This is a genomic window from Streptomyces sp. NPDC059853 (assembly GCF_042731495.1).
GTDB lineage: Bacteria > Actinomycetota > Actinomycetes > Streptomycetales > Streptomycetaceae > Streptomyces.
The window spans coordinates 1-22,226 of sequence record NZ_JBHWJL010000036.1 but is presented as its reverse complement, the minus strand read 5'-3'; the positions used below and the strand labels follow the sequence as shown (position 1 = coordinate 22,226).

The 22,226-nt window shown below is 71.1% G+C and carries 21 protein-coding genes and 1 pseudogene; 4 read left to right on the top strand and 18 right to left on the bottom strand.

From position 1 onward, the window contains the following. Positions 1 to 9: 9 nt before the first annotated feature. The 7 genes from ACFV5N_RS06590 to ACFV5N_RS06560 form a co-directional block, all read right to left on the bottom strand. Positions 10 to 873 (bottom strand): helix-turn-helix domain-containing protein, encoded by an 864-nt coding sequence (locus ACFV5N_RS06590; RefSeq protein WP_385594929.1) that lies wholly within the window; start codon positions 871 to 873, stop codon positions 10 to 12. Positions 874 to 877: 4 nt separating this feature from the next. Beyond that, a complete protein-coding gene (locus ACFV5N_RS06585) occupies positions 878 to 1,387 on the bottom strand; it encodes a DUF6879 family protein (RefSeq protein ID WP_385594926.1) in 510 nt (169 codons plus the stop codon). Further along, a complete protein-coding gene (locus ACFV5N_RS06580) occupies positions 1,365 to 1,592 on the bottom strand; it encodes a hypothetical protein (RefSeq protein ID WP_346070807.1) in 228 nt (75 codons plus the stop codon). Before ACFV5N_RS06580 ends, ACFV5N_RS06585 begins: the two co-directional genes overlap by 23 nt. Before the next feature lie 85 nt (positions 1,593 to 1,677). Further along, complete coding sequence (locus ACFV5N_RS06575) at positions 1,678 to 2,172, bottom strand: hypothetical protein (protein WP_385594923.1); 495 nt, start codon at positions 2,170 to 2,172, stop codon at positions 1,678 to 1,680. A gap of 33 nt (positions 2,173 to 2,205) precedes the next feature. Continuing rightward, a complete protein-coding gene (locus ACFV5N_RS06570; protein WP_385594920.1) occupies positions 2,206 to 3,096 on the bottom strand; it encodes a JmjC domain-containing protein in 891 nt (296 codons plus the stop codon). A 94-nt stretch (positions 3,097 to 3,190) separates the two neighbouring features. Beyond that, positions 3,191 to 3,415 carry a DUF397 domain-containing protein gene (locus ACFV5N_RS06565; protein ID WP_037756120.1) on the bottom strand — a complete coding sequence of 75 codons (225 nt, stop codon included), beginning with the start codon at positions 3,413 to 3,415 and terminating at the stop codon, positions 3,191 to 3,193. 592 nt (positions 3,416 to 4,007) lie between these two features. Next, positions 4,008 to 4,376, bottom strand: a complete 369-nt coding sequence (locus ACFV5N_RS06560; protein WP_385594917.1) for a MerR family transcriptional regulator — start codon at positions 4,374 to 4,376, stop codon at positions 4,008 to 4,010. A gap of 55 nt (positions 4,377 to 4,431) precedes the next feature. Between ACFV5N_RS06560 and ACFV5N_RS06555 the strand changes: the two genes are divergently transcribed. The 3 genes from ACFV5N_RS06555 to ACFV5N_RS06545 all read left to right on the top strand — a co-directional run bounded on the left by ACFV5N_RS06555 (position 4,432) and on the right by ACFV5N_RS06545 (position 7,248). Then, complete coding sequence (locus ACFV5N_RS06555; RefSeq protein WP_385594914.1) at positions 4,432 to 5,091, top strand: alpha/beta fold hydrolase; 660 nt, start codon at positions 4,432 to 4,434, stop codon at positions 5,089 to 5,091. Then, on the top strand, positions 5,088 to 5,912 hold the full coding sequence (locus tag ACFV5N_RS06550) for a TIGR03619 family F420-dependent LLM class oxidoreductase (RefSeq protein ID WP_385594912.1): 825 nt from the start codon (positions 5,088 to 5,090) through the stop codon (positions 5,910 to 5,912). The genes ACFV5N_RS06555 and ACFV5N_RS06550 overlap by 4 nt, the downstream gene beginning before the upstream one ends. Before the next feature lie 115 nt (positions 5,913 to 6,027). Continuing rightward, positions 6,028 to 7,248, top strand: a complete 1,221-nt coding sequence (locus ACFV5N_RS06545) for an amidohydrolase (protein WP_385594909.1) — start codon at positions 6,028 to 6,030, stop codon at positions 7,246 to 7,248. Between the two features lie 81 nt (positions 7,249 to 7,329). On the opposite strand, the gene ACFV5N_RS06540 is transcribed toward ACFV5N_RS06545, so the two are convergent. The 11 genes and pseudogenes from ACFV5N_RS06540 to ACFV5N_RS06490 form a co-directional block, all read right to left on the bottom strand. Further along, positions 7,330 to 7,698, bottom strand: a complete 369-nt coding sequence (locus tag ACFV5N_RS06540) for a VOC family protein (protein WP_385594906.1) — start codon at positions 7,696 to 7,698, stop codon at positions 7,330 to 7,332. 53 nt (positions 7,699 to 7,751) lie between these two features. After that, on the bottom strand, positions 7,752 to 7,997 hold the full coding sequence (locus ACFV5N_RS06535; RefSeq protein WP_385594903.1) for a hypothetical protein: 246 nt from the start codon (positions 7,995 to 7,997) through the stop codon (positions 7,752 to 7,754). Next, a complete protein-coding gene (locus ACFV5N_RS06530; RefSeq protein WP_019434342.1) occupies positions 7,994 to 8,134 on the bottom strand; it encodes a hypothetical protein in 141 nt (46 codons plus the stop codon). The genes ACFV5N_RS06535 and ACFV5N_RS06530 overlap by 4 nt, the downstream gene beginning before the upstream one ends. A gap of 171 nt (positions 8,135 to 8,305) precedes the next feature. Then, positions 8,306 to 8,500: pseudogene (locus tag ACFV5N_RS06525) on the bottom strand (peptide deformylase); the annotation flags it as partial. Between the two features lie 46 nt (positions 8,501 to 8,546). Beyond that, a complete protein-coding gene (locus tag ACFV5N_RS06520; protein WP_385594900.1) occupies positions 8,547 to 9,242 on the bottom strand; it encodes a response regulator in 696 nt (231 codons plus the stop codon). Further along, entirely contained in the window at positions 9,239 to 10,840 is a 1,602-nt protein-coding gene (locus ACFV5N_RS06515) for an ATP-binding protein (protein WP_385594898.1), read from the bottom strand. The genes ACFV5N_RS06520 and ACFV5N_RS06515 overlap by 4 nt, the downstream gene beginning before the upstream one ends. Before the next feature lie 96 nt (positions 10,841 to 10,936). Then, on the bottom strand, positions 10,937 to 12,481 hold the full coding sequence (locus tag ACFV5N_RS06510; protein WP_385594895.1) for an SLC13 family permease: 1,545 nt from the start codon (positions 12,479 to 12,481) through the stop codon (positions 10,937 to 10,939). Between the two features lie 108 nt (positions 12,482 to 12,589). After that, the gene (gene glgB / locus ACFV5N_RS06505; RefSeq protein WP_385594892.1) at positions 12,590 to 14,764 is read right to left on the bottom strand and encodes a 1,4-alpha-glucan branching enzyme; all 2,175 of its coding nucleotides are present in this window, start codon (positions 14,762 to 14,764) and stop codon (positions 12,590 to 12,592) included. Between the two features lie 122 nt (positions 14,765 to 14,886). Continuing rightward, the gene (locus tag ACFV5N_RS06500; protein WP_385594890.1) at positions 14,887 to 16,335 is read right to left on the bottom strand and encodes a phosphotransferase; all 1,449 of its coding nucleotides are present in this window, start codon (positions 16,333 to 16,335) and stop codon (positions 14,887 to 14,889) included. A 169-nt stretch (positions 16,336 to 16,504) separates the two neighbouring features. Beyond that, the gene (gene treS / locus ACFV5N_RS06495; RefSeq protein ID WP_385594887.1) at positions 16,505 to 18,211 is read right to left on the bottom strand and encodes a maltose alpha-D-glucosyltransferase; all 1,707 of its coding nucleotides are present in this window, start codon (positions 18,209 to 18,211) and stop codon (positions 16,505 to 16,507) included. After that, positions 18,198 to 20,243 carry a maltotransferase domain-containing protein gene (locus ACFV5N_RS06490; protein WP_385594884.1) on the bottom strand — a complete coding sequence of 682 codons (2,046 nt, stop codon included), beginning with the start codon at positions 20,241 to 20,243 and terminating at the stop codon, positions 18,198 to 18,200. Before ACFV5N_RS06490 ends, treS begins: the two co-directional genes overlap by 14 nt. 257 nt (positions 20,244 to 20,500) lie before the next feature. Between ACFV5N_RS06490 and ACFV5N_RS06485 the strand changes: the two genes are divergently transcribed. Then, positions 20,501 to 22,177: an ABC transporter substrate-binding protein gene (locus ACFV5N_RS06485; protein WP_385594881.1), complete on the top strand. Its 1,677-nt coding sequence runs from the start codon at positions 20,501 to 20,503 to the stop codon at positions 22,175 to 22,177. The last annotated feature ends 49 nt before the right edge of the window (positions 22,178 to 22,226 follow it).

Genomic DNA, 22,226 nt, shown 5'->3' with positions numbered 1-22,226 from the left:
CGGGCGCTCTCAGAGCGCCCGACCGGGCGCGGACAACGCCTCGACGGCGTTCCCGATCAACTGCCGGGCGGCGTCCCCGTGCACGGCGAGATCGGCGAGGGCGGCGAAGGTACGGGCGTAGGCGGCGACCTCGTTCGGCTGGGTGACGGTGAGATAGGCGGCGACCAGCTCGACATTGACCTGGTCGTCGTCGAACAACCAGAAACTCTCGACAGGCCACATGCCGGTACGGTCCGCGTCCAGCGGAATCACTCCCAGGCTGAGATTGGGACGCTTCGCGATCCACATCAGGTGACCGAGCTGCTCGGCCATGGCCTGACGGTCGACAACCCGGTGCCGCAGGACGCTCTCCTCGACGACGAAGGCGAAGCGACGTGGTGCCAGGCCCAGGATGCGCTGTCTCTCCATGCGGAGCTGCACAGCGTCCCGCACCTCGTCGCCCAGTCCCTTCCGGTCGCGGACGGCGCCCAGCACGGCTCCGGTGTAGCTCGGCGTCTGGAGCAGTCCGGGGATGAGCCACGAGGAGTAGGAACGGAAATGCCGTGTGCGCTCCCACAAGGGCTGGGCCGAGGCTTGCATCCGGCGCAGCCCTTGGCGCTCCACGCGCGGCCACTGCAGGTAGGCGCCCTCGATGGTGCGCACCGTGGCGACCAGATCTGCGGCTTCCCCGGCCACCCCGCACTGCCGGGCCCACATCCGCAGGTCGCTTTCGGAGGGCAGGGTCCGGCCGTTCTCGATGCGACTGCACTTGGACTCATGCCAACCGGCCCGCGCGGCGAGCTCACGCGCGGTGATCCCGGCGTTCTGCCGGATCTCCCGCAACCGCTTCCCCAGTTCCGCGCGGGCCTGCCGGCCGTTCGATGGCGAGGTCACCAGGTCAGTCTGGCTGATACTCCTCGTGCGGCGTCGCCCGCTCCCACACCTTGTCGAAAGCCGAGGCGCACAGTTCGGCCACGGCGGGATCCGTGACGATCTCCTTGCCCGTCATGTCACCGTTGCCGGCGAAGTGGTTGATGAGCAGCGTGGTGTTGTCGAACAGCCAGAAGTCGTTCCCCGGCAGCGCGATGTCGGTCGCCAGCCTGCGGGGAAGCCAGCGCACCTTCTCCCCGGCCTTGACGTTGAGCGGTCCCGTGACCTCGTACTCGAATCGGATGTAGGAGGAGATCGGCTCCGAGACGATGCGTGCCCGGTGCACCGCCACACCACGGGATACGGCGGACGACACCAGGTTGTACCACCAGGGCCACTGGTTCCGGGGGTCCAGTTGCCCGTTGGCCTTCCAGGCGGCGTAACTGCCGTCCAGCATGTACCCGTCGCGCATCTCCAGGTGATACGCGGTGTGCTGGGCGTTGTTCAGCAGCTCATCAAAGTCCGGCACGGCGGTCATCGCTCACCTCCGGGAAGAACTGCATCATGCGGCGGGGGAACTCGATGACCGTTTCGTGCTTGGGGATGTCGAGCTGAGCCAGGCGCTCGGGGTCGGTGACCCGCCAGCCCTGGAGGATGTAGTTTCCGCTCTTGTCGTCCAGGTAGATCGTCGGAGAGTCGTTGAGCTCGCTCTCCGGGTCCTTCCCCAACTTGTGCAATGCCATGCTGCCTCCACTTCGCCGAGTGACGATCGGTAGAGGTGATCTTGCAGTCAGTGACAGATGTCGCGCCACTGGCTTGCACGGACTTCTACATGTTCGAGTCGGCACGCGGCGCCTCCGGACACGGAAGGGCACGGCCCGCCGCCGACTTGTGCGGGCAGCACACCACCGCGACATGCACCATGCCCGGGCCGGGCGGTGCGGGATGCCACCAGCGCCACACGTCGTCCTCGCCGTGGGAGAGGGTGACCTCGCTGTACTGGCGGCGGTTGTCCGGGTCCACATGGGTCACGGTGGGGGTGCTCGCGTCCCACTGCGCCCGCATCCAGTCGGCCGCCGCACCGGCGGTCGTCCAGGTGCCCTGGACGAGACGCGCCTTCAGCAGGTAGTGAGCAGTGCTCTCCGGCGGCAGCACCGAGGCGGGGAACTCGGCGGTGCCCGCCGTCCGTTCCGGCTGGTGCTTGTAGGCGTAGAGATCGTTGCCGTTGCCGATCCACAGGAAGCCGTGCCAGTGCAGGCCCGGCCGGTCGGCCGGCGGTCCGCCGCGCAGGACGGTTCGCCAGTCGATGTCCACACGGTTCATGGGTAGGTCGCTCAGCCTTCTGGCGGTGGGGTGTCACTCGGGACGCAGGGCCGCCTCGCGTATGAGGCCGGCCATGGCGTCCTGGTCGAGCGTCAGCAGCGCGCCGACCAGGTAGGCGCGCATCTCCCGCACCGCCCGGACCGGGGCCGAGGTGATCTCGGCCGGCGCGACGGCGGCCCGCATGGCCGGATCGCGCAGCGCCCGGTCCAGTACCGCGTCCGTGAGCTGCTCCGCGACCCAGTGCCAGGTGCGCTCCTTGAGCGCGATGGTCAGATGGAGCGAGGGCTCCGCACCGACGGTGTACGGCGAGTGGACGTAGCCCCTGGGCAGCCACAGCACATCGCCGGGCCGCAGGGTGTAGGTCTCCTCGGGCGCGGCGTGCTCCAGGTAGTGCCGCTGCTCTGTCGTGAACCCCAGCTGGTGGAAGCTCAGATGTCCGCGCACCGGATTGGCCACGAACGGCCGGTGCGTGGGCCATGCCTTGCTGCCGGACAGCTGGACGATCAGCGTCAGATAGGGGTCGTAGTGGTATGTGAGCCCGTGCGCGCCCGCCGGTGTGTAGTACGCGTTGACGTGGACGGCGTAACCGGTCTCCGCCACCAGTTCCCGGTGCAGCACGGCGAGCGACGGTTTCAGCCGTTCCAACTGCCGCAGCGACAGGGTGCCGCCCTCCTCCAGGTGGCGCCGCAGCGCTCCCCGGCGCGGGGCGTCGCCGTCCGCGTAGCGGAACGGCTCGACAGGCCGGCTCTCCTTGAGCAGTGCGACGTTCCGCAGGCCCAGACAGTCGTGGTCGATGAGATCGTCCACCTCCTCCCGGGTCAGCAGCGAACGGAAGCTGTCGGGCGGGCGGTGGAACAGGTGGGGCGTGGTCGGCCACGCGCCGAGGAACCTCTCGGCGTCGTCGATGAGAGCCGCCAGGGCCATGGAAGGACTCCGCAGTAGGAGGGGACGGTACGTTCCCGGGTGGGGATGTCTCCGGCTCCACCAGAGGCATCCCCACCCGCAGCCGTGAGGGCGCTCAGTCGAGTGCGGCGAGCCGGTGGGCCGCCGCGATCAGTTCGGCCTTCGTGAAGCGCAGCTCCGGGCTCTCGTCCCCGAGCTTGGTGTCCCGGACCGCGTACCCGCCGCCCGCCAGTTCGGCGAGGGTGAGGCAGTCCTCCATCGTTCCGTCGTTGTCCTCGCCGCCCCCGCACAGCGCGTGGAACGGGCCGGTGATGGCCTGGTCGTACAGGTTCTCTGGCATGACCAGCACGGTAGGGACGGCCGGGAGCGGGCCTCAATCGACTTGCGCCGGTGTGCGCGGATTCACCCGGGTGTCGCCATCGGCCCGGATGACGCGCACGGGGCTGCGCAGCACGAGGTGGTGGGGCGCTGAACTCCGCGAGCCACGGGCCCGCGTCCAACCGCGACGACTCCGACCTGGTCGATGCGCCGACCGGTGTGACGGGTGGCCGGCCACGGGGTTGGTGGGACGGTCATCGTGGACGCCGGCCATGGGTGTACGTGCCTGGACGCTGAGGCCCAGGTCAGCCGGTGCCGGTCGATCCTTCACCGGAGGGAGAGCCGCGCGCTCACAGCGCGGAAGTGCCAGCATCTCATCCGCCGGATCGCGAGAGACGACTGAAGGCGAAGGGTCATGAGTGGCTGTCCGGGGCAGAAGTCCCCACCGCGTCAACGTCGCCGCTGGTCCGGACGGCCTGCTGCGGTCGCGGGAGAGCACGGACCCCGGGAACCCGCTCACGCTCCGCCCGGACACCCTGCGTGCCCCCGGCGGCGGTCGAGGCCGCCCCCGGGCGCCGTCCCGGCGCAACCCCGCCGGGACCGCTCGTGCGGAGCTACTCCGCGACCGCCGCCCGGTCCAGAAACGCGGCCCGGAAGGCGATCAGGGCGTCGTGGCGCTCGTTCAGCGAAGCCATGGCCGTCTCCAGCCGGTCCAACTCGGTGGCCAGGGTGCGCAGCACCTCCGGGCACGGATCGGCCCCGGCGTCCGCGCCGTCCGCGCACGGCAGCAGCGTCCGGATGGCCTCGGTGGGGAGCCCGGCGGCCAGCATCTCCCGGATCCGGGCGACCGTCCGCGGGGCGTCCGCCGCGTACTGCCGGTAGTTGTTGAGGTCCCGCTCGGACGCCAGCAGTCCGCGCTGCTCGTAGTAGCGCAGCAGCCGGGCAGGCACCCCCGTACGGCGTGACAGTTCCCCGATCAGCATGATCCCCGTCACCCTCCTTGACCTTGACACCGGTGTCAGGGATCAACGTGGGGGCATGCCCGTTTCCTTCCCGCCCCTGGCCACCGCCGTCACCGGCTCCGGCCCCGCCCTGCTGCTCGCCCACGGTGCCACCGGGTCCATCGCCGGCAACTACGCCCCGGTCATCCCGGCGCTCGCCGCCGCCCACACCGTCATCGCCCCCGACTACCCCGGCTCAGGCGCCACCCCGCCCGCCGGGCCGCTCGACCTGGACACGCTCACCGACGCCGTCGTGGACGCGGCCGTCTCCCGGGGCCACGAGACGTTCACGCTGCTCGGCTTCTCGCTCGGCACCACCGTCGCCGTCCGGGCCGCCGTGCGCCACCCGGAGCGGGTGCGCGCCCTGGTGCTCACCGCCGGATTCGCCCGCGCCGACGCCCATCTGCTCGGGCTGCTCCCGGGCTGGCGGGCCGCCGAGCCGGCCCGCGTCCACCCGCACATCGACCTCGTCCCGCACCTGGACACCACCGCCGACCTGCCCCGGATCGCCGTTCCCACCCTGGTGATCGCCGCCGCGCGCGACAGTATGGTGCCGCCCGCCAACTCCCGTCTTCTCGCCGACCGCATCCCCGGAGCCCGGTACGCGGAGACCGACACCGACCACGTCGCGATGGTGGAGGACCCGCGCGGCTGGCTGGCGCCCGTGCTCACCTTCCTGCGACAGGAGCGCATATGACCCCGACCCCCGTTCTCGAAGCCGTCCTGCCCAGCGAGCGGGCCGACGCCGACCCGCGCGCCCTGGCCGCACTCGCCCGGCAGGCCGAGGACCTGGGCTACGCGGCGGTGTGGCTCCCCGACCACCTGCTGCCGCCCGGCCCGTACGGGCCGGTGTACGGCGGCGTCCACGAACCCCTGGTCACCCTCGGCTACCTGGCCGCCGTCACCCACCGGATCCGGCTGGGCACCTCCGTCCTGGTGCTGCCGCTGCGCAGCCCCTTCGTGGTGGCGAAGCAGGCCGCCACCCTCCAGCAGCTCTCGGCGGGCCGGCTGGTCCTGGGCGTGGGCCTCGGCTGGGACCGCGCCGAGTTCGAGGCGGTCGGCGCCGACTTCGAACGGCGCGCGGCCCGCACGGACGAGGCGCTGCGGCTGCTGCGCCATCTCACCGAGGGCGGGGACGGGCCGTTCGAGGGCGAGTTCCACGGGTACGAGCGCGGCGTCTTCGCCCCGCACCCGGTGCCCCGGCTGCACCTGATGACCGGCGGCACCTCCGCACCGGCGCTGCGCCGGGCCGCCCGGTACGCGGACAGCTGGCAGGCGTTCGCGCTCACCCCGCCGGAGTTCGCCGACCGCGCCGCCCAACTGCGCGCCCTGGCCGGCGCCCGGCGGGTGGCCGCCACCACCCGGATCGCGTGGACGGACGCCCGCGCCACGGCGGCGGAGGCGCGCGCGTTCGGGGCGGCCGGGGCCGCGGCGGTGGCCGTGCACTTCGGCCCGGACGACGGCGGGTACGGGGAGCGGATGACGGCGCTGGCCGGGGAGTGGGCCGCCGGGTCCTGACCCGGCAACTGCCCGCCGATGGGGCGCCGTTGGCACCGCGTACCGGCCGCCACCGCCCTGACCTGCCCGTCCGCAGCCGTGGCGCCCGCCGCGGCATGAGATAGGTTCATCGTCCATGGATATCGCGATCAGATCCGGATACGTCGTTCCCGTCGCCGCCGAGCCCATCGACGGCGGCACCGTCCTCATCATCGACGGCAAGATCGCCGCCGTGGGCCCCGACGCCGAGGTGACCGTCCCCGAGGGCGTCACCACGGTGGACGCGGCCGGCTCCTGGGTGCTGCCCGGCTTCGTCGAGGCGCACGGCCACATCGGCGTCCACGAGGAGGCCGAGGGCTGGGCCGGCCAGGACACCAACGAGATGACCGACCCCGTCGGCGCCCGGATGCGTGCCCTGGACGCCATCAACCCGGCCGACACCGGCTTCGCCGACGCCCTCGCGGGCGGGGTCACCAGCGCCGTCATCAAGCCCGGCTCCGGCAACCCGATAGGCGGTCAGACCGTCGCGGTGAAGTCCTGGGGCCGCACCGTGGAGGAGATGCTGATCCGCGAGCCGGTCAGCGTCAAGAGCGCGCTCGGCGAGAACCCCAAGCGGGTCTACGGCGAGAAGAAGCAACTGCCCTCCACCCGGCAGGGCGTGGCGGCCGTCATCCGTGACGCCCTCACCAAGGCGCAGGACTACGCCGCCAGGCGGGCGCACGCGCAGGCCGAGGGCACCCCCTTCGAGCGCGACAACACCCTGGAGATCCTCGCCCGGGTGCTGGACGGTGAACTGCCGTGGTGCCAGCACGCGCACCGCGCCGACGACATCGCCACCGCGCTGCGGCTGGCCGACGAGTTCGGTTACCAGGTCGTGGTCAACCACGCCACCGAGGGCCACCTGATCGCGGACGAACTCGCCCGCCGCGGCGTCCCCGTGATCACCGGGCCGCTGTTCACCACCCGCAGCAAGGTGGAACTGCGCCACCGCACCCTGGCGGGCCCCGGCATCATGGAACGGGCCGGCGTCAAGGTCGCGATCACCACCGACCACCCGGTGGTGCCGATCAACTTCCTGGTGCACCAGGTCACCCTGTGCGTCAAGGAGGGCCTGGAACGCTCCACCGCGCTGCGCACCATCACCACCCACCCGGCCGAGATCCTGGGCCTGGACGATCGCGTCGGCTCGCTGACCCCCGGTCTCGACGGTGACGTGGTGATCTGGTCCGGCGACCCGCTCGACGTGATGAGCCGCGCCCAGCGGGTCTTCATCGAGGGCCGCGAGGTCTACACGTACGACGAGAGCGCCCGCAAGGGCACGGTCCTCGACCCGTACTACCGCGAGGCGACCGTCTGATCCGGCGACCGGCCGGGCCCTGTGAGCGGGGGCCCGGCCGGTGCTGACGTGCGCCCCGGCGAAGGACCGTTCGCGTTGTACTCAGTGGGCCACCCACAGACAGAACGGATGGCCGGCCGGGTCGAAGTGGACGCGGACACCCTCGTTCGGCTGGTACTCGGCCGGCACCGCCCCGCAGGAGCGGGCGTGCGCCTCCGCGGCGGCCAGGTCGTCGACCTGGATGTCCAGGTGCTGTGTTCTGCGCTGACCGTCCCCCGTGGCCGGCCACACGGGCCGCACGAAATCGGCATCAGTGCTGAAGGCGATGCCCACATCGCCGTCCGCGGGGGCCAGCCGTACCCAGCCATCCTCTTCCTCCACCGTGTTCCAGCCGAGCAACCGACGGTAGAAGGCCGCCAGTTCATGAGCGTCGGGCGCGGCCAGAACGGTGGAGGTGAGTCGCAACTGCATCGGGGGAGCCTAACAGTGACGCCCTCGCCACCCCCCGTCGCCGCCGGGCCCCGTCAGGGGTTGACGGTGTGCGGCATCCAGGCGCGCAGGGGGCGCTGGATCAGCTCCCGGTAGCTGTGGTGGGAGGGGTTGCGCGCGGCGTGGTCGCGCACCCAGTCCGCCACGTCCTGCTGGACGGTCGAGCGGGACGAGGTGTGGCGGCACACCGCGCACTGGGCGCCGAACGTGATGGGCTCGGCGTCCGGCTCCTCGTCCGGCGCGACGGTCCACGCCTGGAACTGGAACAGAGCACGGGTCACTTGGCGCCGCCTTCCTTGCTCAGGCGGTTGGCGGCGCTGAGCGCGTTGGCCTTGCGGACGTCGGCGCGCAGTTTCTCCGAGGTACGGGGGTGGGCCGGGGTGGGCGCGGCGGGAGGTGGGGTTGGTGCGGGGGTCATGCGGTGGGGTGCCCTTCTCCGGTTGAGCGGGGGGAAGCGGCCTCGCGAGGGCGCCACGTGCGATGGCGCAGAGCAACGGTACCGCGACCGTCCGCAGCACGGCAGCGGTTTCGCCGCGAACAGGTTGTGAAGAGGGGGCGTGTGGGGGCGCTGTGATGTGTGCGCCTGCTCCTACCGTGTGCGCCTGTCCGCCCGTCGTGCTTCGGTCCGTGCCGCCCGGCGGGCGAACACCTCGTCCCGCTGTTCGGCCATGGCGCGCAGCGCCCGTTTGCGCTCCCGCTGCGAGAGCCGGTCCACGTAGAGCCGCCCGGCCAGATGGTCGCTCTCGTGCTGGAGGCAGCGGGCGAAGTAGCCGCGCCCCCCTGGCGGGGCCGGCCCGCCGCCGCGCGAGCGCACACCGCCACGGTACGGATCACGCCCGGCCCGCCGCCGGATCGCTCCAGTGGTACACGTGCTCGGGGCGGCCCTGCGTCCCGTACCGGGGGCGGCGGCTGACCAGCCCCTGGCCGGCCAGATGCTCCAGATAACGCCGGGTCGTCACCCGCGCCATGCCCAGCCGGTCCGCCGTCTCGGACGCCGTCAGCCCGCGCGGGGCGTGCGCGCGCAGCGCGTCCACCACCGAGGACAGCGTCTGATTGCTCATCCCCTTCGGCAGCGGCCCGCCCACCGAGCCGCGCAGCGCGCCGAAGGCCCGGTCCAGGTCCTGCTGCGCCGCCGTCCTGCCGTGCCCCGCCAGCCGCCGCCGGTACTCCGCGTACCGCTCCAGCTTGTCGCGGAACGCCGCGAAGGTGAACGGCTTCAGCAGGTACTGCACCACCCCGTACGCCAGCGCGGACCGCACGATCTGCACATCCCGCGCCGAGGTCACCGCGATGATGTCCGCCAGATGCCCGTGCGCCCGCAGCCCCCGGCACACGTCCAGACCGGTCATGTCCGGCAGATAGAAGTCCAGCAGCACCAGATCGACCGGGCGCCGGTCCAGGAAGTCCAGCGCCTCCGAGCCCCGGTGCACCGTGCCGGCCACCGTGAAGCCCGGCACCCGGGCCGTGAACTGGGCGTGTGCGTCCGCGATACGGGGGTCGTCCTCGACGACGAGCGTGCTGATCATGACGGTGCCGTTCCTCGGTACAGACGTACGGTGAAGACCGCCCCGGCGTCGCCGCTGACCTCGACGTCCCCGCCGTAACGGTCGATGACCTGACGCACCAGGGCCAGCCCGAGCCCCTGCCCGCGCGCCCCCTGCGCCCGCTTGGTGGTCCAGCCGCGCCGGAACATGGACTCCAGCGCCGCGCCGTCCAGCCCGGCACCCGAGTCGGAGACCCGCACCAGCAGGCTGTCGCCCTCGGTCCTGGCGGTCACCGTGACCCGGCGCGGCGGCGGGGCGGCCAGCGCCGCCTCGATGGCGTTGTCCACGAGGTTGCCGACCAGTGTCACCAGATCACGCGGCGCGAACCCGGCCTCGGCGACGGCGGTGTCGTCGGTGATCTCCAGCTCGACGCCCTTCTCGGCGGCCTGCGCCGCCTTGCCCAGCAGCAGCGCGGCCAGCGCCGGCTCCTGGACCTCCTCGGTCAGCCGGTCCGCGAGCGCCTGCGCCGAGGCCAGCTCCACGGTGGCGAACTCCACCGCCTGCTCCGGCCGGCCCAGCTCGATCATGGTGACCACGGTGTGCAGCCGGTTCGCCGACTCGTGCGCCTGGGAGCGAAGCGCCTCGGCGAAGCCGCGCGCCGAGTCCAGCTCGCCGGCCAGCGCCTCCAGCTCGGTGTGATCGCGCAGCGTGGTCACGGTGCCGAGGTGGCGGCCGTGCCGCTCGATCCGCTCCTGGTTGAGCACCAGCACCCGGTCGCCGTGCACGCACAGCCGGTCGGTCACCGGGGAGCCGGAGGTCAGCAGCGGCCCGACGGGGGAGGGCAGCCCCAGGTCGAGCACCGGACGGCCCTCGACCCCTTCCGGCAGCGCCAGCAGCCGCCTGGCATGGTCGTTGACCAGGATCAGCACACCGCGCGGGGAGACGATCAGCAGGCCCTCGCGCACGGTGCGCAGCACGGCGTCGTGGTGCTCGTAGAGCCGGGTGATCTCCTCGGCGCCCAGTCCCAGGGTCTGCCGGTCGAGACGCCGGCTGATCGCCCACGACCCGGCGCCGGCCAGGATGAGGGCACCCGCCGAGACGGGCACCACGGGCGCGAGCCGGCGGCTCAGCTCGGCGCCGATCTTCTTCTGGAGCACACCGACGGACACCAGCGCGGTGACCTCGCCCCGGTCGTCGGTGATGGGCACCACCGCCCGGATGGACGGGCCCAGGGTGCCCTCGTAGCTCTCGGTGAAGGAATCCCCGGCGAGCGCGCGGTCGATGTTGCCGCGGAAGCGCAGGCCGATCAGCTCGGGATCGGTGTGCGAGTACCGGGTCCGGTCGGGCGCCATGAACACGATGAAGTCGGTGCCGGTGGCCTTCCGCACCGACGCGGCCAGCGGCTGGAGCGTCGCCGCCGGATCCTCGCCGGCCACCGCGCGCCGCACCTCGGGCAGCTCGGCGAGCCCGGAGGCCAAGGTGGTCACCTGGTGCTCGGTGTCGGCGCGGTTGTCGTGGCGCACCTGGAGGAAGACCAGCACCGCGCTGGTGACGACCAGCAGCAGGATCAGCACGATCTGTAGCGTGAACAGCTGACGCGCCAGGCTCAGCCGTGAGCGTCTGGCGCGGAGAACACGCATGGGGGGCACCTGCCGGGATATCGGACCTGTGGATGAGTGTAGGCAGGTGCGCACCCGTCCGGGCCGGCCGGCCGCGGGGCGGCCGGCCGGGACGCCCTACAGCTGGATGCCCAGGGCCCAGGGGCCGATCACCATGATCAGCCCGGTGATCATGAGCACCCCGAAGATGTTGAGCCAGACGCCCGCCCTGACCATCTGGGGAAGGGTGATGTAGCCGGAGCCGAAGACGATGGCGTTCGGCGGGGTACCGACCGGCATCATGAAGCTGCAGGTGCAGGCCAGCGCGGCGGGTACGAGCAGCAGCAGCGGGTCGATGCCGATGGAGACCGCCACCCCGCCCAGCACCGGCAGGAAGGTGGAGGCGGTGGCGGTGTTGCTGACGAGCTCGGTCACCAGCAGGATCGTGCCGCACACCGCCGCGATCAGCAGCACGGTCGGCAGGACGCCGAGGCCGCTCATCCGGTCCCCGATGTACGCGCTCAGCCCTGTCGTCTGCACCGCGAGCGCCAGCGACAGACCGCCGCCGAACAGCAGCAGCACGCCCCACGGGATGCCCTCCTGCGCGGTCCGCCAGTCCATGGCCTGTTCTCCCTCGCGGGGGCGCACCGGGATGAGGAAGAGGGCGACGGCCGCGGTGATCGCGATGCCCTCGTCGGTCAGGCGTGCCATGAACGGCAGCAGGTCGGTCAGGGCCGTCCAGCCGGTCAGCTGGTCCCGGAACAGCCACAGGAACGCGGTGGAGACGAAGACCACCAGCACCGACCACTCGCCGCGTGACATCGGGCCCATCTTCGCCAGCTCCTCCCGGACGGCGTCCTGGCCCCCGGCGACGTTGGAGAGGTTGACCCGGAAAGCGATCCGGGTCAGATAGAACCAGGTGAAAGCGAGGAAGAGCACCGTGACCGGGACCCCCAGCTTCATCCAGTCGACGAAGCCGATGGTGACGCCGTAGGTCTGCTCCACGAATCCCTTCATGATCAGGTTCGGCAGGCTGCCGACCAGGGTGGCCAGCCCGCCGATGGAGGCGGAGTAGGCGATCGACAGCATCAGGGCGGTGGCGAAGTTGGCCCGGTCCGTCGCGGCCTGTTCGTCGCCGTCGTTGTTCTGCGCCATCACCATGGCCAGCACGCTGGTGCCGATCGGCAGCATCATCAGCGCGGTGGCGGTGTTGTTGACCCACATGCTGATGAACGCGGTGGCCACCATGATGCCCAGGATCAGCCGGGACGGCCGGGTGCCGATGGCGCGCATCGTGAGCAGCGCGATCCGCTTGTGCAGATTCCACTTCTGCATCGCCAGCGCGATGATGAATCCGCCCATGTAGAGGAAGACCGTGGGGTGGGCGAACGGTGCCGTGGCCTCCCCGATCTCCAGGATGCCCAGCAGCGGGAAGGCGACGATCGGGATCAGTGAGGTGGCGGGCAGCGGGAGCGCTTCCGTCATCCACCACACCGCCACCAGCACCACCACGGCGGCCGTGGTGCGCGCCGGTGTGGGCAGCGATGTGTCGCCGGACAGCAGCGCGTAGGTCAGCACGGCGAGCACCGGGCCGAGGAACCGGCCGATCCACACCCGGCGTGGTGTCCCCGTGGATGTCTCCTTCACGCCCGCGGGCGCGCGCACCTCACTCGAAGCCGACATGTTTCCGTCCTTCGCAGTACGTAGATCACTCCGCTGTGATCATGTGGACGGGAGGATGCCCCGCCACACGGGCCCTGACGCACATGTGTTCGTGACGTTACGGACGGATCAGGGCGCCGGCCGCAGCCAGAGGGTGGCCAGCGGGGGCAGGGTGAGCGCGATGCTGCTGTCCCGGCCGTGCCAGGGCACCGCCTCGGTCTTCAGCGGCTCCGGGTGGGTCAGCCCGCTGCCGCCGTACGCCGCCGCGTCCGTGTTCAGCACCTCCGACCAGGCCGGGACGTGGCCGGGGACGCCCAGCCGGTAGCCCCCGCGCACCACCGGCGAGAAGTTGCTCACCGAGATCAGCGGGTCGCCGTCCGCCGCGAACCGCAGATGCGCCAGCACGTTGTCCGCCGCCGCGCCCGCGTCGATCCACGCGAAGCCGGACGGCTCGGTGTCCCGCTCCCACAGCGCCGGGACCGCCCGGTAGACGCGGTTCAGCTCGCGCACCAGATCCTGTACCCCGCGGTGGTCACCGGCCGCCGGATAGCCGGCGGCCAGCGTCCACCACTGCGGCCCCTCGACCTCCGACCACTCCGCGCCCTGGGCGAACTCCTGCCCCATGAACAGCAGCTGTTTGCCCGGATGGGCCCACATGAACCCCAGATACGCGCGGTGCCCGGCCCGCCGCTGCCACCAGTCGCCCGGCATCTTGTTCACCAGGGCGCGCTTGCCGTGCACCACCTCGTCGTGCGAGATCGGCAGCACATAGTTCTCGGCGTACGCGTACACCATGGAGAACGTGATCTCGTCGTGGTGGTACGCGCGGTGCACCGGGTCCCGCCCCATGTAGACCAGCGAGTCGTGCATCCAGCCCATGTTCCACTTGTAGTCGAAGCCCAGGCCGCCGAACCCGGACTCCCCGACCTGCTCGGGCGCCCGGGTGACCCCGTCCCAGGCGGTGGACTCCTCGGCGACGGTGACCACCCCGGGGCAGCGGCGGTGCAGGGTGGCGTTCAGCTCCTGGAGGAACGCCACCGCGTCCGGGTTCTCCCGGCCGCCGTGCTCGTTCGGCGTCCAGGCGCCCGGCGGGCGGGAGTAGTCCAGGTACAGCATCGAGGCGACAGCGTCCACCCGCAGCCCGTCGATGTGGTACTCCTCGCACCAGTACAGGGCGTTGGCCACCAGGAAGTTGCGCACCTCGCGCCGGCCCCAGTCGAACTCCAGCGTGCCCCAGTCGGGGTGCTCGGCGCGCGCCGGATCCGGGTGCTCGTAGCACGGCTCGCCGTCGAAGACCGCCAGCGCCCAGTCGTCCTTCGGGAAGTGGCCGGGCACCCAGTCCATCAGGACCCCGATGCCCGCCCGGTGCAGCGCGTCCACCAGGTGCTTGACGTCCTCCGGCGTGCCGAGCCGCGCGGTCGGGGCGTAGTAGCCCGTCACCTGGTAGCCCCAGGACGGGCCGTAGGGGTGCTCGGCGGGCGGCATCAGTTCCACATGCGTGAAGCCCAGATCCCGCACGTACTCCGGCAACTGCTCCGCCAGCTCCCGGGCGCCGAGCCCGGGACGCCAGGAGCCGAGGTGCAGTTCGTACACGGACATCGGCGCGTCGGTCGCCGCGTGCCCGGCCCGCCGCGTCATCCACTCCTCATCGCCCCACCGGTAGCGGCTCTCGTGCACCACCGAGGCGTTCGCGGGCGGGCACTCGGTGCGCCGGGCCAGGGGGTCGGCGCGCAGGGTGTGGCTGCCGTCCGGGCGGCAGATGTCGAACTTGTACCGCACGCCCGCGCCGACGCCGGGCACGAACAGCTCCCACACCCCGCTGCCACCGAGCGAGCGCAGCGGATGCCCGGTGCCGTCCCAGCCGTTGAAGTCGGCGGCCACCCGCACCCCCCGGGCGTGCGGGGCCCACACCGTGAACCGGGTGCCGCGCACCCCCTCGTGGGTGAGCACCCGGGCGCCCAGCGCCTCCCACAGCCGCTCGTGCCGACCCTCGGCGATCAGATGGAGATCCAGCTCGCCGAGGGCGGGCAGGAAGCGGTACGGGTCCTCCACCACCACCGGCGGCCCGCCGGCCTTCTCGGTGACGAGCAGCCGGTAGCGGGGTGGCGCGGACAGCGGGAGCACCGCCTCGAACAGGCCGTCACCGGTGTCCGTGAGCGTGGCGCGCAGCTTGGGCGCCACCACGGTCACCGCCCGTGCGCCGGGGCGCAGTACGCGGATCACCACCCCGCCGGGCGCCGCGTGCGCCCCCAGCAGGGCGTGCGGATCATGGTGCGCGCCGGTCAGCAGGCGGTCACGTTCCACGGCGGATGCTCCTCGGTGCGAAGGGAGAAGAGAGGAAAGGAAGGAGAGAAGAAGAGAGAAGGGAGAAGAGAGAGGAGTGACGGGGGAGGGAGGCGAGCGGGGGCGGAGAAACCGCCGGGCCGTCAGGGGGTGGCGGCGGCCAGCCGGCGGATCGCGGTCATCGGCACATGCAGCCAGTGCGGCCGGTGCCTGGCCTCGTACAGCACCTCGTAGACGGCCTTGTCCGTCTCGTAGGCGCGCAGGACCTCCGGGGTGCTGAGCGGATCGAAGCCGCTGGCCGCCGCGTACCCGCGGCAGAACGCGCCGCGGCTGGCCCGCGACCAGTCCGCGGCCCAGGAACCGCCGTCCGGATGCTGGCAGGCCGCGTAGTCGAAGGACCGCAGCATGCCCGCGATGTCCCGCACCGGCGGGCCCGGCAGCCGGCGGTCGGCCAGCGGCCTGGCCGGCTCGCCCTCGAAGTCGATCACCGACCAGTGCGCCTCGCCCGAGCGGCGCAGCACCTGCCCCAGATGGAGATCGCCGTGCAGCCGCTGGGCGAGGCAGTCGCCGCCGCCGCGCGCGTACCCGGCCAGCGCCGTGTACGCCCGCCCCAGCCCGGTGCGGTACGGGCGCAGCTCCGGCACGGCGCCGGCCGCCTGGGCCAGCCGGTCGTGCATGGCGGTCGCGGTCTGTTCCAGCTGCCCGCGGTCCAGGACCGAGGTGGGCAGGGTCTGCGCCAGCGCGGTGTGCACCTCGGCCATCGCACGCCCCAGCGCGTGCGCCGCGCTGCTGAAGTCGGCGCGGCTGCCCAGGGAGTGCAGCGCCAGCTGCCAGCCGTCGCTCGACCCGGCCAGATAGGGCTGGAGGACCCCCAGTGTCAGCGGTTCGCCGCCGCCGTCCGGCCACGACGCCTCGAACCAGGCGCTGGGCGCGGGCACCCGGGTGCAGCCGGCCGCCGCCAGCGCCCGCGGCAGCTCCAGATCGGGGTGCAGACCGGGGGAGACCCGGCGGAACAGCTTGAGGATGTGGGTCTCGCCGTACACCACGGAGGAGTTGGTCTGTTCGCCGCTCAGCGCCCGGGCGGTGAGCCCGTGCGGGATCTCGGTGCCCGGCGCCCGGTCGAACCGCAGCGCGCCGAGCCGGCCCGGTGTCCGCAGCCGCTCCAGCAGGACGGCGGCGAGCCGGGGGTCGTACAGCGCCTCGTACACGGCGCGGTCCCGCAGCGGCCCTTCGCTGGGGCGGCCCACCAGCGCGGGCATGAGGTCCGGGGGCAGCGCGGCGCGTACCCCCAGCAGCAGCTGGTAGCAGTCGCCCGCCGCCGGGGCCGGGCCCGACTGGCGGGTGCGCACCAGCAGATGCAGCAGCCCCGGGGCGTACCCGGGCGCGTCGCACGGCAGCAGTTCGGTGGCCGACAGCAGGGTGAGCCCGGCCAGCGGCCGGCCCTTGCCGGCGAACCAGCGCTGCCGGGGCAGCCAGCGGGCCAGCGGCCCGGTCAGTGAACGCAGCAGAGCCCCGCCCTGCGTGACATCAACCCGGGGATCGCCCGGAGAAGAAGGGAAGGACGCAGCGCGGGGCGAGGAGCTTTCCGACATGGCGTCCTTTCCCCGAGCACACTTGATTATGTGCTGAAGTGTCCCGTATTGACGCGTTTGTTGCGCGGATGGTGCGGGACGTGTCGCGAAAGGACGCGAAAGGAACAGTCGTGCGGGTGTCAGCGGTACCGCCGGGCGGAGGCGTGGCACCCCCGCCCGCACGTCCGGCTCAGCCGGCCTCCGAGCCCTGCCGCAGCCGGAACCAGTAGAAGCCGTGCCCGGCCAGGGTCAGCAGATACGGCAGCTCCCCGATCGCGGGGAAGCGCACCCCGCCGATGAGTTCCACCGGGTACCGCCCCTCCCACGTCCGCAGATCCAGCTCGGTGGGCTGGGAGAAGCGGGAGAAGTTGTGCACGCACAGCACGATGTCGTCCCCGTGCTCCCGGACGAACGCCAGGACCGCCGGGTTGGACGAGGGCAGTTCGGCGTACGTCCCCAGGCCGAACGCCGGATTCTGCTTGCGGATCTCCACCATCCGCCGGGTCCAGTGCAGCAGCGAGGACGGCGAACTCATCGCCGCCTCCACATTGGTGACCTGGTACCCGTACACCGGGTCCATGATGGCCGGCAGGAACAGCCGCCCCGGGTCGCAGGTGGAGAAGCCGGCGTTGCGGTCCGGGGTCCACTGCATGGGGGTGCGCACCGCGTCCCGGTCGCCCAGCCAGATGTTGTCCCCCATCCCGATCTCGTCCCCGTAGTAGAGGATCGGCGAGCCGGGCAGCGACAGCAGCAGCGCCGTGAACAGCTCGATCTGGTTGCGGTCGTTGTCCAGCAGGGTGGCCAGCCGGCGCCGGATCCCGATGTTGGCGCGCATCCGCGGGTCCTTGGCGTACTCCGCGTACATGTAGTCGCGCTCCTCGTCGGTGACCATCTCCAGGGTCAGCTCGTCGTGGTTGCGCAGGAAGATGCCCCACTGGCAGCCCGAGGGGATCTGCGGGGTCTTGGCCAGGATCTCCGAGACCGGGTAGCGCGACTCGCGGCGCACCGCCATGAAGATGCGCGGCATCACCGGGAAGTGGAACGCCATGTGGCACTCGTCGCCGCCCGCCTCGTAGTCGCCGAAGTAGTCGACGACGTCCTCGGGCCACTGATTGGCCTCGGCCAGCAGCACCGTGTCCGGGTAGTCCCGGTCGATCTCGGCCCGCACCTCCTTGAGGAAGTTGTGCGAGGCCGGGAGGTTCTCGCAGTTGGTGCCCTCCTCGGCGTACAGATACGGCACCGCGTCCAGCCGGAAGCCGTCGATCCCCAGGTCCAGCCAGAACCGCAGGGCCGAGATCATCTCCTTGCGCACCGCCGGGTTCTCGTAGTTGAGATCCGGCTGGTGCGAGAAGAAGCGGTGGAAGTAGTACTGCTTGCGGACCGGGTCGAACGCCCAGTTCGACGACTCGGTGTCGACGAAGATGATCCGGGCGTCCGGGTACCCCTTGTCGTCGTCGGCCCACATGTAGTAGTCGCCGTACGGGCCCTGCGGGTCGCGGCGCGACTCCTGGAACCAGCGGTGCTGGTCGCTGGTGTGGTTCATGACGAAGTCGATGATGACGCGCATGCCACGGCTGTGGGCCGCGTCCACGAATTCCACGAAGTCGGCCAGGTCACCGAACTCCGGCAGCACCGCGCCGTAGTCGGAGACGTCGTAGCCGCCGTCGCGCAGCGGTGACTGGAAGAAGGGCGGCAGCCACAGGCAGTCGACCCCCAGCCACTGGAGATAGTCCAGCTTCGAGGTCAGGCCCTTCAGATCTCCGATCCCGTCCCCGTTGCTGTCCTGGAACGAGCGGACAAGGACCTCGTAGAACACCGCGCGCTTGAACCACTCGGGGTCGCGTTCGCGGGCTGGCGTGTCCTCGAATGTGTCGAGGACCGGCTCATTGACGCTCATGTGTGGGTGACCCTCCGGTCTGTGAGGACGGTCGCAGGGAGAAGATGTGCGCCGACGAAGTGTGCGCGTCCGCAACTCCAGGCCCGAGTCGCACGTAATTGTCCCTGCCCCAGTAATAGGTCTCACCGGTGAGCTGGTCGCACACCGGGAAGGGCTCGGCTCCACTCTCCTGAGCGACAGTGAGGCCACACCCCTTGAGTTCCGACATGTCCAACGAGACCGTCGCTTCGTGGGTGTGGTGCGGATCGAGGTTGACCACGATGAGCACGGCATCGGCGTGCGGTGTCCGGCTGCGCTTGGAGTAGGCCAGGATGTGCTCGTTGTCCGTGCGGTGGAAGTGGAGATCGCGCAACTGGCGCAGCGCCGGATGCTCCCGGCGCAGCCGGTTGAGGGCCGTGATGAGCGGGACGATGCCGGTACCCGCCTTGCGGGCGGCGGCCCAGTCGCGCGGGCGCAGCTGGTACTTCTCCGAGTGCGCGTACTCCTCGGAGCCGGGGCCCGCCGCGGTGTTCTCGCACAGTTCGTAGCCGGAGTACATCCCCCAGGAGGGCGAGAGGGTGGCCGCCAGGACGGCGCGGATCTCGAACGCGGCCCGGCCGCCGGTCTGGAGGTAGGCGTGCAGGATGTCGGGCGTGTTCACGAAGAAATTCGGGCGCATGTACGGGGAGGACTCGCGGCTCAGCTCGGTCAGATACTCGGTCAGCTCCTCCTTGGTGTTGCGCCAGGTGAAATAGGTGTACGACTGCTGGAAGCCGATCTGGGCGAGGGTGCGCATCATGGCGGGGCGGGTGAACGCCTCGGCCAGGAAGATCACGTCCGGGTCGGTGCGGTTGATCTCCGCGATCACCTTCTCCCAGAACACCACCGGCTTGGTGTGCGGATTGTCCACCCGGAAGATCCGCACCCCGCGCGCCATCCAGAACCGCAGAATCCGCAGCGTCTCGGTGACCAGGCCCCTGAAGTCCTGTTCGAAGGAGATCGGATAGATGTCCTGGTACTTCTTGGGGGGATTCTCGGCGAAGGCGATCGAGCCGTCCGAGCGCTTGTGGAACCATTCCGGGTGCTGTTTCACCCACGGGTGATCCGGGCTGCACTGGAGTGCGAAATCCAGGGCGACTTCCATGGCGTGGGAGCGCGCCGTCGCCACGAAATGATCGAAGTCCTCCAGCGTGCCGAGGTCGGGGTGGATCGCGTCGTGCCCGCCGTCCCCCGAGCCGATCGCCCACGGGCAGCCGACATCGTCGGGACCCGCCGTCAGCGCCCCGTTCGCCCCCTTGCGGAACGCCGTGCCGATCGGGTGCACCGGCGGCAGGTACACCACGTCGAACCCCATCGCCGCGATGTCCGGCAGCCGGCGGGCCGCGCTGCGCAGCGTGCCCGAGACCGGGGGCGCGTGCCGGCGCACCACCGCGCCCTCCGAGCGCGGGAACATCTCGTACCACGACCCGTACAGCGCCCGCTCGCGCTCCACGATCAGCGGCATCGGGCGGGCCGCGCTGAGCAGGGTGCGCAGCGGGTGGCGCGCGAGGACGGCCGTCACCTCGGGCGCGAGTGCGGCGGCGAGGCGGGCGGCGCCGGGCAGCGTGGTGTCCGCCAGCGCGTCGGCGGCCAGGGCCACGAGGTCGCGGCCCTCGCTCTTGGGTACGCCCGCGGCGGCCTCGCGGTACAGCTGCGAGCCCTCCAGGAGCGTCAGCTCGGTGTCGATGCCCGCCGGGATCTTGATCTTCGCGGTCTGCCGCCAGGTGGCCACCGGGTCCGCCCACGCCTCGACCGTGTACGTCCAGCGGCCCTCGGCGTCGGGGGTGATGTCGGCCCCCCAGCGATCGGTGCCGGGCGCCAGTTCGCGCATCGGGATCCACGGTCCGCCGCGCCCGGCGGGGTCGCGCAGGAGCACATTGGCCCCCACGGCGCCGGCGCCCTCCCGGAAGACGGTGGCACTGACCCGGAATGTCTCACCGGGTACGGCTTTGACGGGCCGTCGTCCGCAGTCGATGCGCGGCTGGACGTCCAGTACCGGAATACGACCGATCATGAGCGAATCACCTCATAGGGCGTCGGAGGTGGGTATTTACTGTCCTCTTGGTGGCTTTGTCCTTTCTATATGTTTCATCAGTGACTGAGGGCTTTGCGCTGTGCCGCCCCCGGGGCGCGTTCACCCGTGTGGGGGTGAACGGACGTGAAGTCTCAGCTCTGTATCGCCGTTCATTTGCCTGTTCACAGCTGTGCACCAGCGCAGTAATGTGCGCTCCACCGAAACGCCCTACCACCACCGACCCTTCGAGGTGGACGATGTCCATAGCAAGACCCAAGGCCGTGCGGACGCTTGCGGCCATCGCCGCGATCGGCGTGATCGCGACCGGCTGCTCCAGCGACCGCGACAACGGAGGCGACTCCAAGGGATCCGACTCCACGGGGACCTTTGTCTTCGGCGCCGCGGGCGATCCGGCCTCCCTCGACCCCTCGCTGGCCAGTGATGGTGAGACCTTCCGGGTCACCCGCCAGGTCTTCGAAACGCTGATCGACCACAAGCCCGGCACCTCCGAGCTGGAGGGCAGCCTCGCCGAGACCTGGGAGAGCAACGACGCCGGTACCGAGTGGACGTTCAACCTCCGTGACGGAGTGACGTTCCACGACGGTTCCGAGCTGACCGGCGAAGTCGTCTGCGCCAACTTCGACCGCTGGTACAACTGGAGCGGCACCTACCAGAACACCACACTGTCCTATTACTGGCAGACGATTTTCGGTGGGTTCGCCAACAACGAGAACGACGAGACGCCCGAGGCGAACTACGTCGGCTGCACCGCCCCCGACGAGCTGACCGCCGTCATCGAGGTCGCCCAGCCCTCCGCCAACTACCCCGGCGGATTCTCGCTCGCCGCCTTCGGTATCCACTCCGGCCCGGCCCTGGAGGCCTACGCCGAGGACGACGCCAGCGGCGAGGGCGACGCCATCACCTTCCCGGGCTACAGCCAGGAGGCCGGCACGGTCGCCGGCACCGGCGCGTTCAAGGTCGACGGCTGGAACAAGGGCAACGGCGAGATCAGCCTCTCCCGCTTCGACGACTACTGGGGCGAGGCCGCGGGTGTCGAGAAGCTGGTCTTCCAGACCATCCCCGAGGAATCCGCCCGCCGCCAGGCGCTGCTGAGCAACGACATCCACGGCTACGACCTGGTCGCCCCCGCCGACGTGAAGACCCTCACCGACGCCGGCTACCAGGTGCCCACCCGGGACGTCTTCAACATCTTCTACCTGGGCATCACCCAGGACAGCCACCCGGCCCTGGAGAACCTCGACGTGCGCACCGCCATCGCGCACGCCCTGGACCGGCAGAACCTCGTCGACACCCAGCTGCCCGAGGGCGGCGTCGTGGCGACCCAGTTCATGCCCGACACGGTCGACGGCTACTCGGACAACGTCACCACCTACGACTACGACCCCGAGCTGTCCCAGCAGTTGCTCGCCGACGCCGGCGAGGAGGACCTGACCCTCACCTTCTGCTACCCGACCGAGGTCACCCGCCCGTACATGCCCTCCCCGGCCGACCTGTACGAGGTCATGCGCGCCGACCTGGAGGCCGTCGGCATCACCGTCCAGCCCAAGGCCCTGAAGTGGAACCCGGACTACACCGAGGTCACCCGCGACGGCGGCTGCAACCTGTACCTGCTCGGCTGGACCGGCGACTTCAACGACGGCTACAACTTCCTGGGCACCTGGTTCGCCAACTACCAGAAGGAATGGGGCTTCGAGAACGAGGAGCTGTTCGACCTGCTGGAGCGCGCCTCCACCGAGCCGGACGTCGACGCCCGCGTCGCCCTCTACGAAGAGGCCAACGAGTTCGTGATGGACTTCCTGCCCGGCGTGCCGATCTCCTCCTCGCCGCCGTCCATCGCCTTCTCCGCCGATGTCAACCCGCCGACCGTCTCCCCGCTGACGCAAGAGATCTTCGCCGAAGCGTCCTTCAAATAGGGACCTGATCGCCGGATGAACCCGCCGCCGCCCGGCCACGGCACCCCGT

Coding starts and splice junctions, on each gene's coding strand:
- ACFV5N_RS06585 (WP_385594926.1), bottom strand. CDS start 1,387: ATGACCGCCGTGCCGGACTTTGATGAGCTGCTGAACAACGCCCAGCAC.
- ACFV5N_RS06580 (WP_346070807.1), bottom strand. CDS start 1,592: ATGGCATTGCACAAGTTGGGGAAGGACCCGGAGAGCGAGCTCAACGAC.
- ACFV5N_RS06575 (WP_385594923.1), bottom strand. CDS start 2,172: ATGAACCGTGTGGACATCGACTGGCGAACCGTCCTGCGCGGCGGACCG.
- ACFV5N_RS06570 (WP_385594920.1), bottom strand. CDS start 3,096: ATGGCCCTGGCGGCTCTCATCGACGACGCCGAGAGGTTCCTCGGCGCG.
- ACFV5N_RS06565 (WP_037756120.1), bottom strand. CDS start 3,415: ATGCCAGAGAACCTGTACGACCAGGCCATCACCGGCCCGTTCCACGCG.
- ACFV5N_RS06560 (WP_385594917.1), bottom strand. CDS start 4,376: ATGCTGATCGGGGAACTGTCACGCCGTACGGGGGTGCCTGCCCGGCTG.
- ACFV5N_RS06555 (WP_385594914.1), top strand. CDS start 4,432: ATGCCCGTTTCCTTCCCGCCCCTGGCCACCGCCGTCACCGGCTCCGGC.
- ACFV5N_RS06550 (WP_385594912.1), top strand. CDS start 5,088: ATGACCCCGACCCCCGTTCTCGAAGCCGTCCTGCCCAGCGAGCGGGCC.
- ACFV5N_RS06545 (WP_385594909.1), top strand. CDS start 6,028: ATGGATATCGCGATCAGATCCGGATACGTCGTTCCCGTCGCCGCCGAG.
- ACFV5N_RS06540 (WP_385594906.1), bottom strand. CDS start 7,698: ATGCAGTTGCGACTCACCTCCACCGTTCTGGCCGCGCCCGACGCTCAT.
- ACFV5N_RS06530 (WP_019434342.1), bottom strand. CDS start 8,134: ATGACCCCCGCACCAACCCCACCTCCCGCCGCGCCCACCCCGGCCCAC.
- ACFV5N_RS06520 (WP_385594900.1), bottom strand. CDS start 9,242: ATGATCAGCACGCTCGTCGTCGAGGACGACCCCCGTATCGCGGACGCA.
- ACFV5N_RS06515 (WP_385594898.1), bottom strand. CDS start 10,840: ATGCGTGTTCTCCGCGCCAGACGCTCACGGCTGAGCCTGGCGCGTCAG.
- ACFV5N_RS06510 (WP_385594895.1), bottom strand. CDS start 12,481: ATGTCGGCTTCGAGTGAGGTGCGCGCGCCCGCGGGCGTGAAGGAGACA.
- ACFV5N_RS06500 (WP_385594890.1), bottom strand. CDS start 16,335: ATGTCGGAAAGCTCCTCGCCCCGCGCTGCGTCCTTCCCTTCTTCTCCG.
- treS (WP_385594887.1), bottom strand. CDS start 18,211: ATGAGCGTCAATGAGCCGGTCCTCGACACATTCGAGGACACGCCAGCC.
- ACFV5N_RS06490 (WP_385594884.1), bottom strand. CDS start 20,243: ATGATCGGTCGTATTCCGGTACTGGACGTCCAGCCGCGCATCGACTGC.
- ACFV5N_RS06485 (WP_385594881.1), top strand. CDS start 20,501: ATGTCCATAGCAAGACCCAAGGCCGTGCGGACGCTTGCGGCCATCGCC.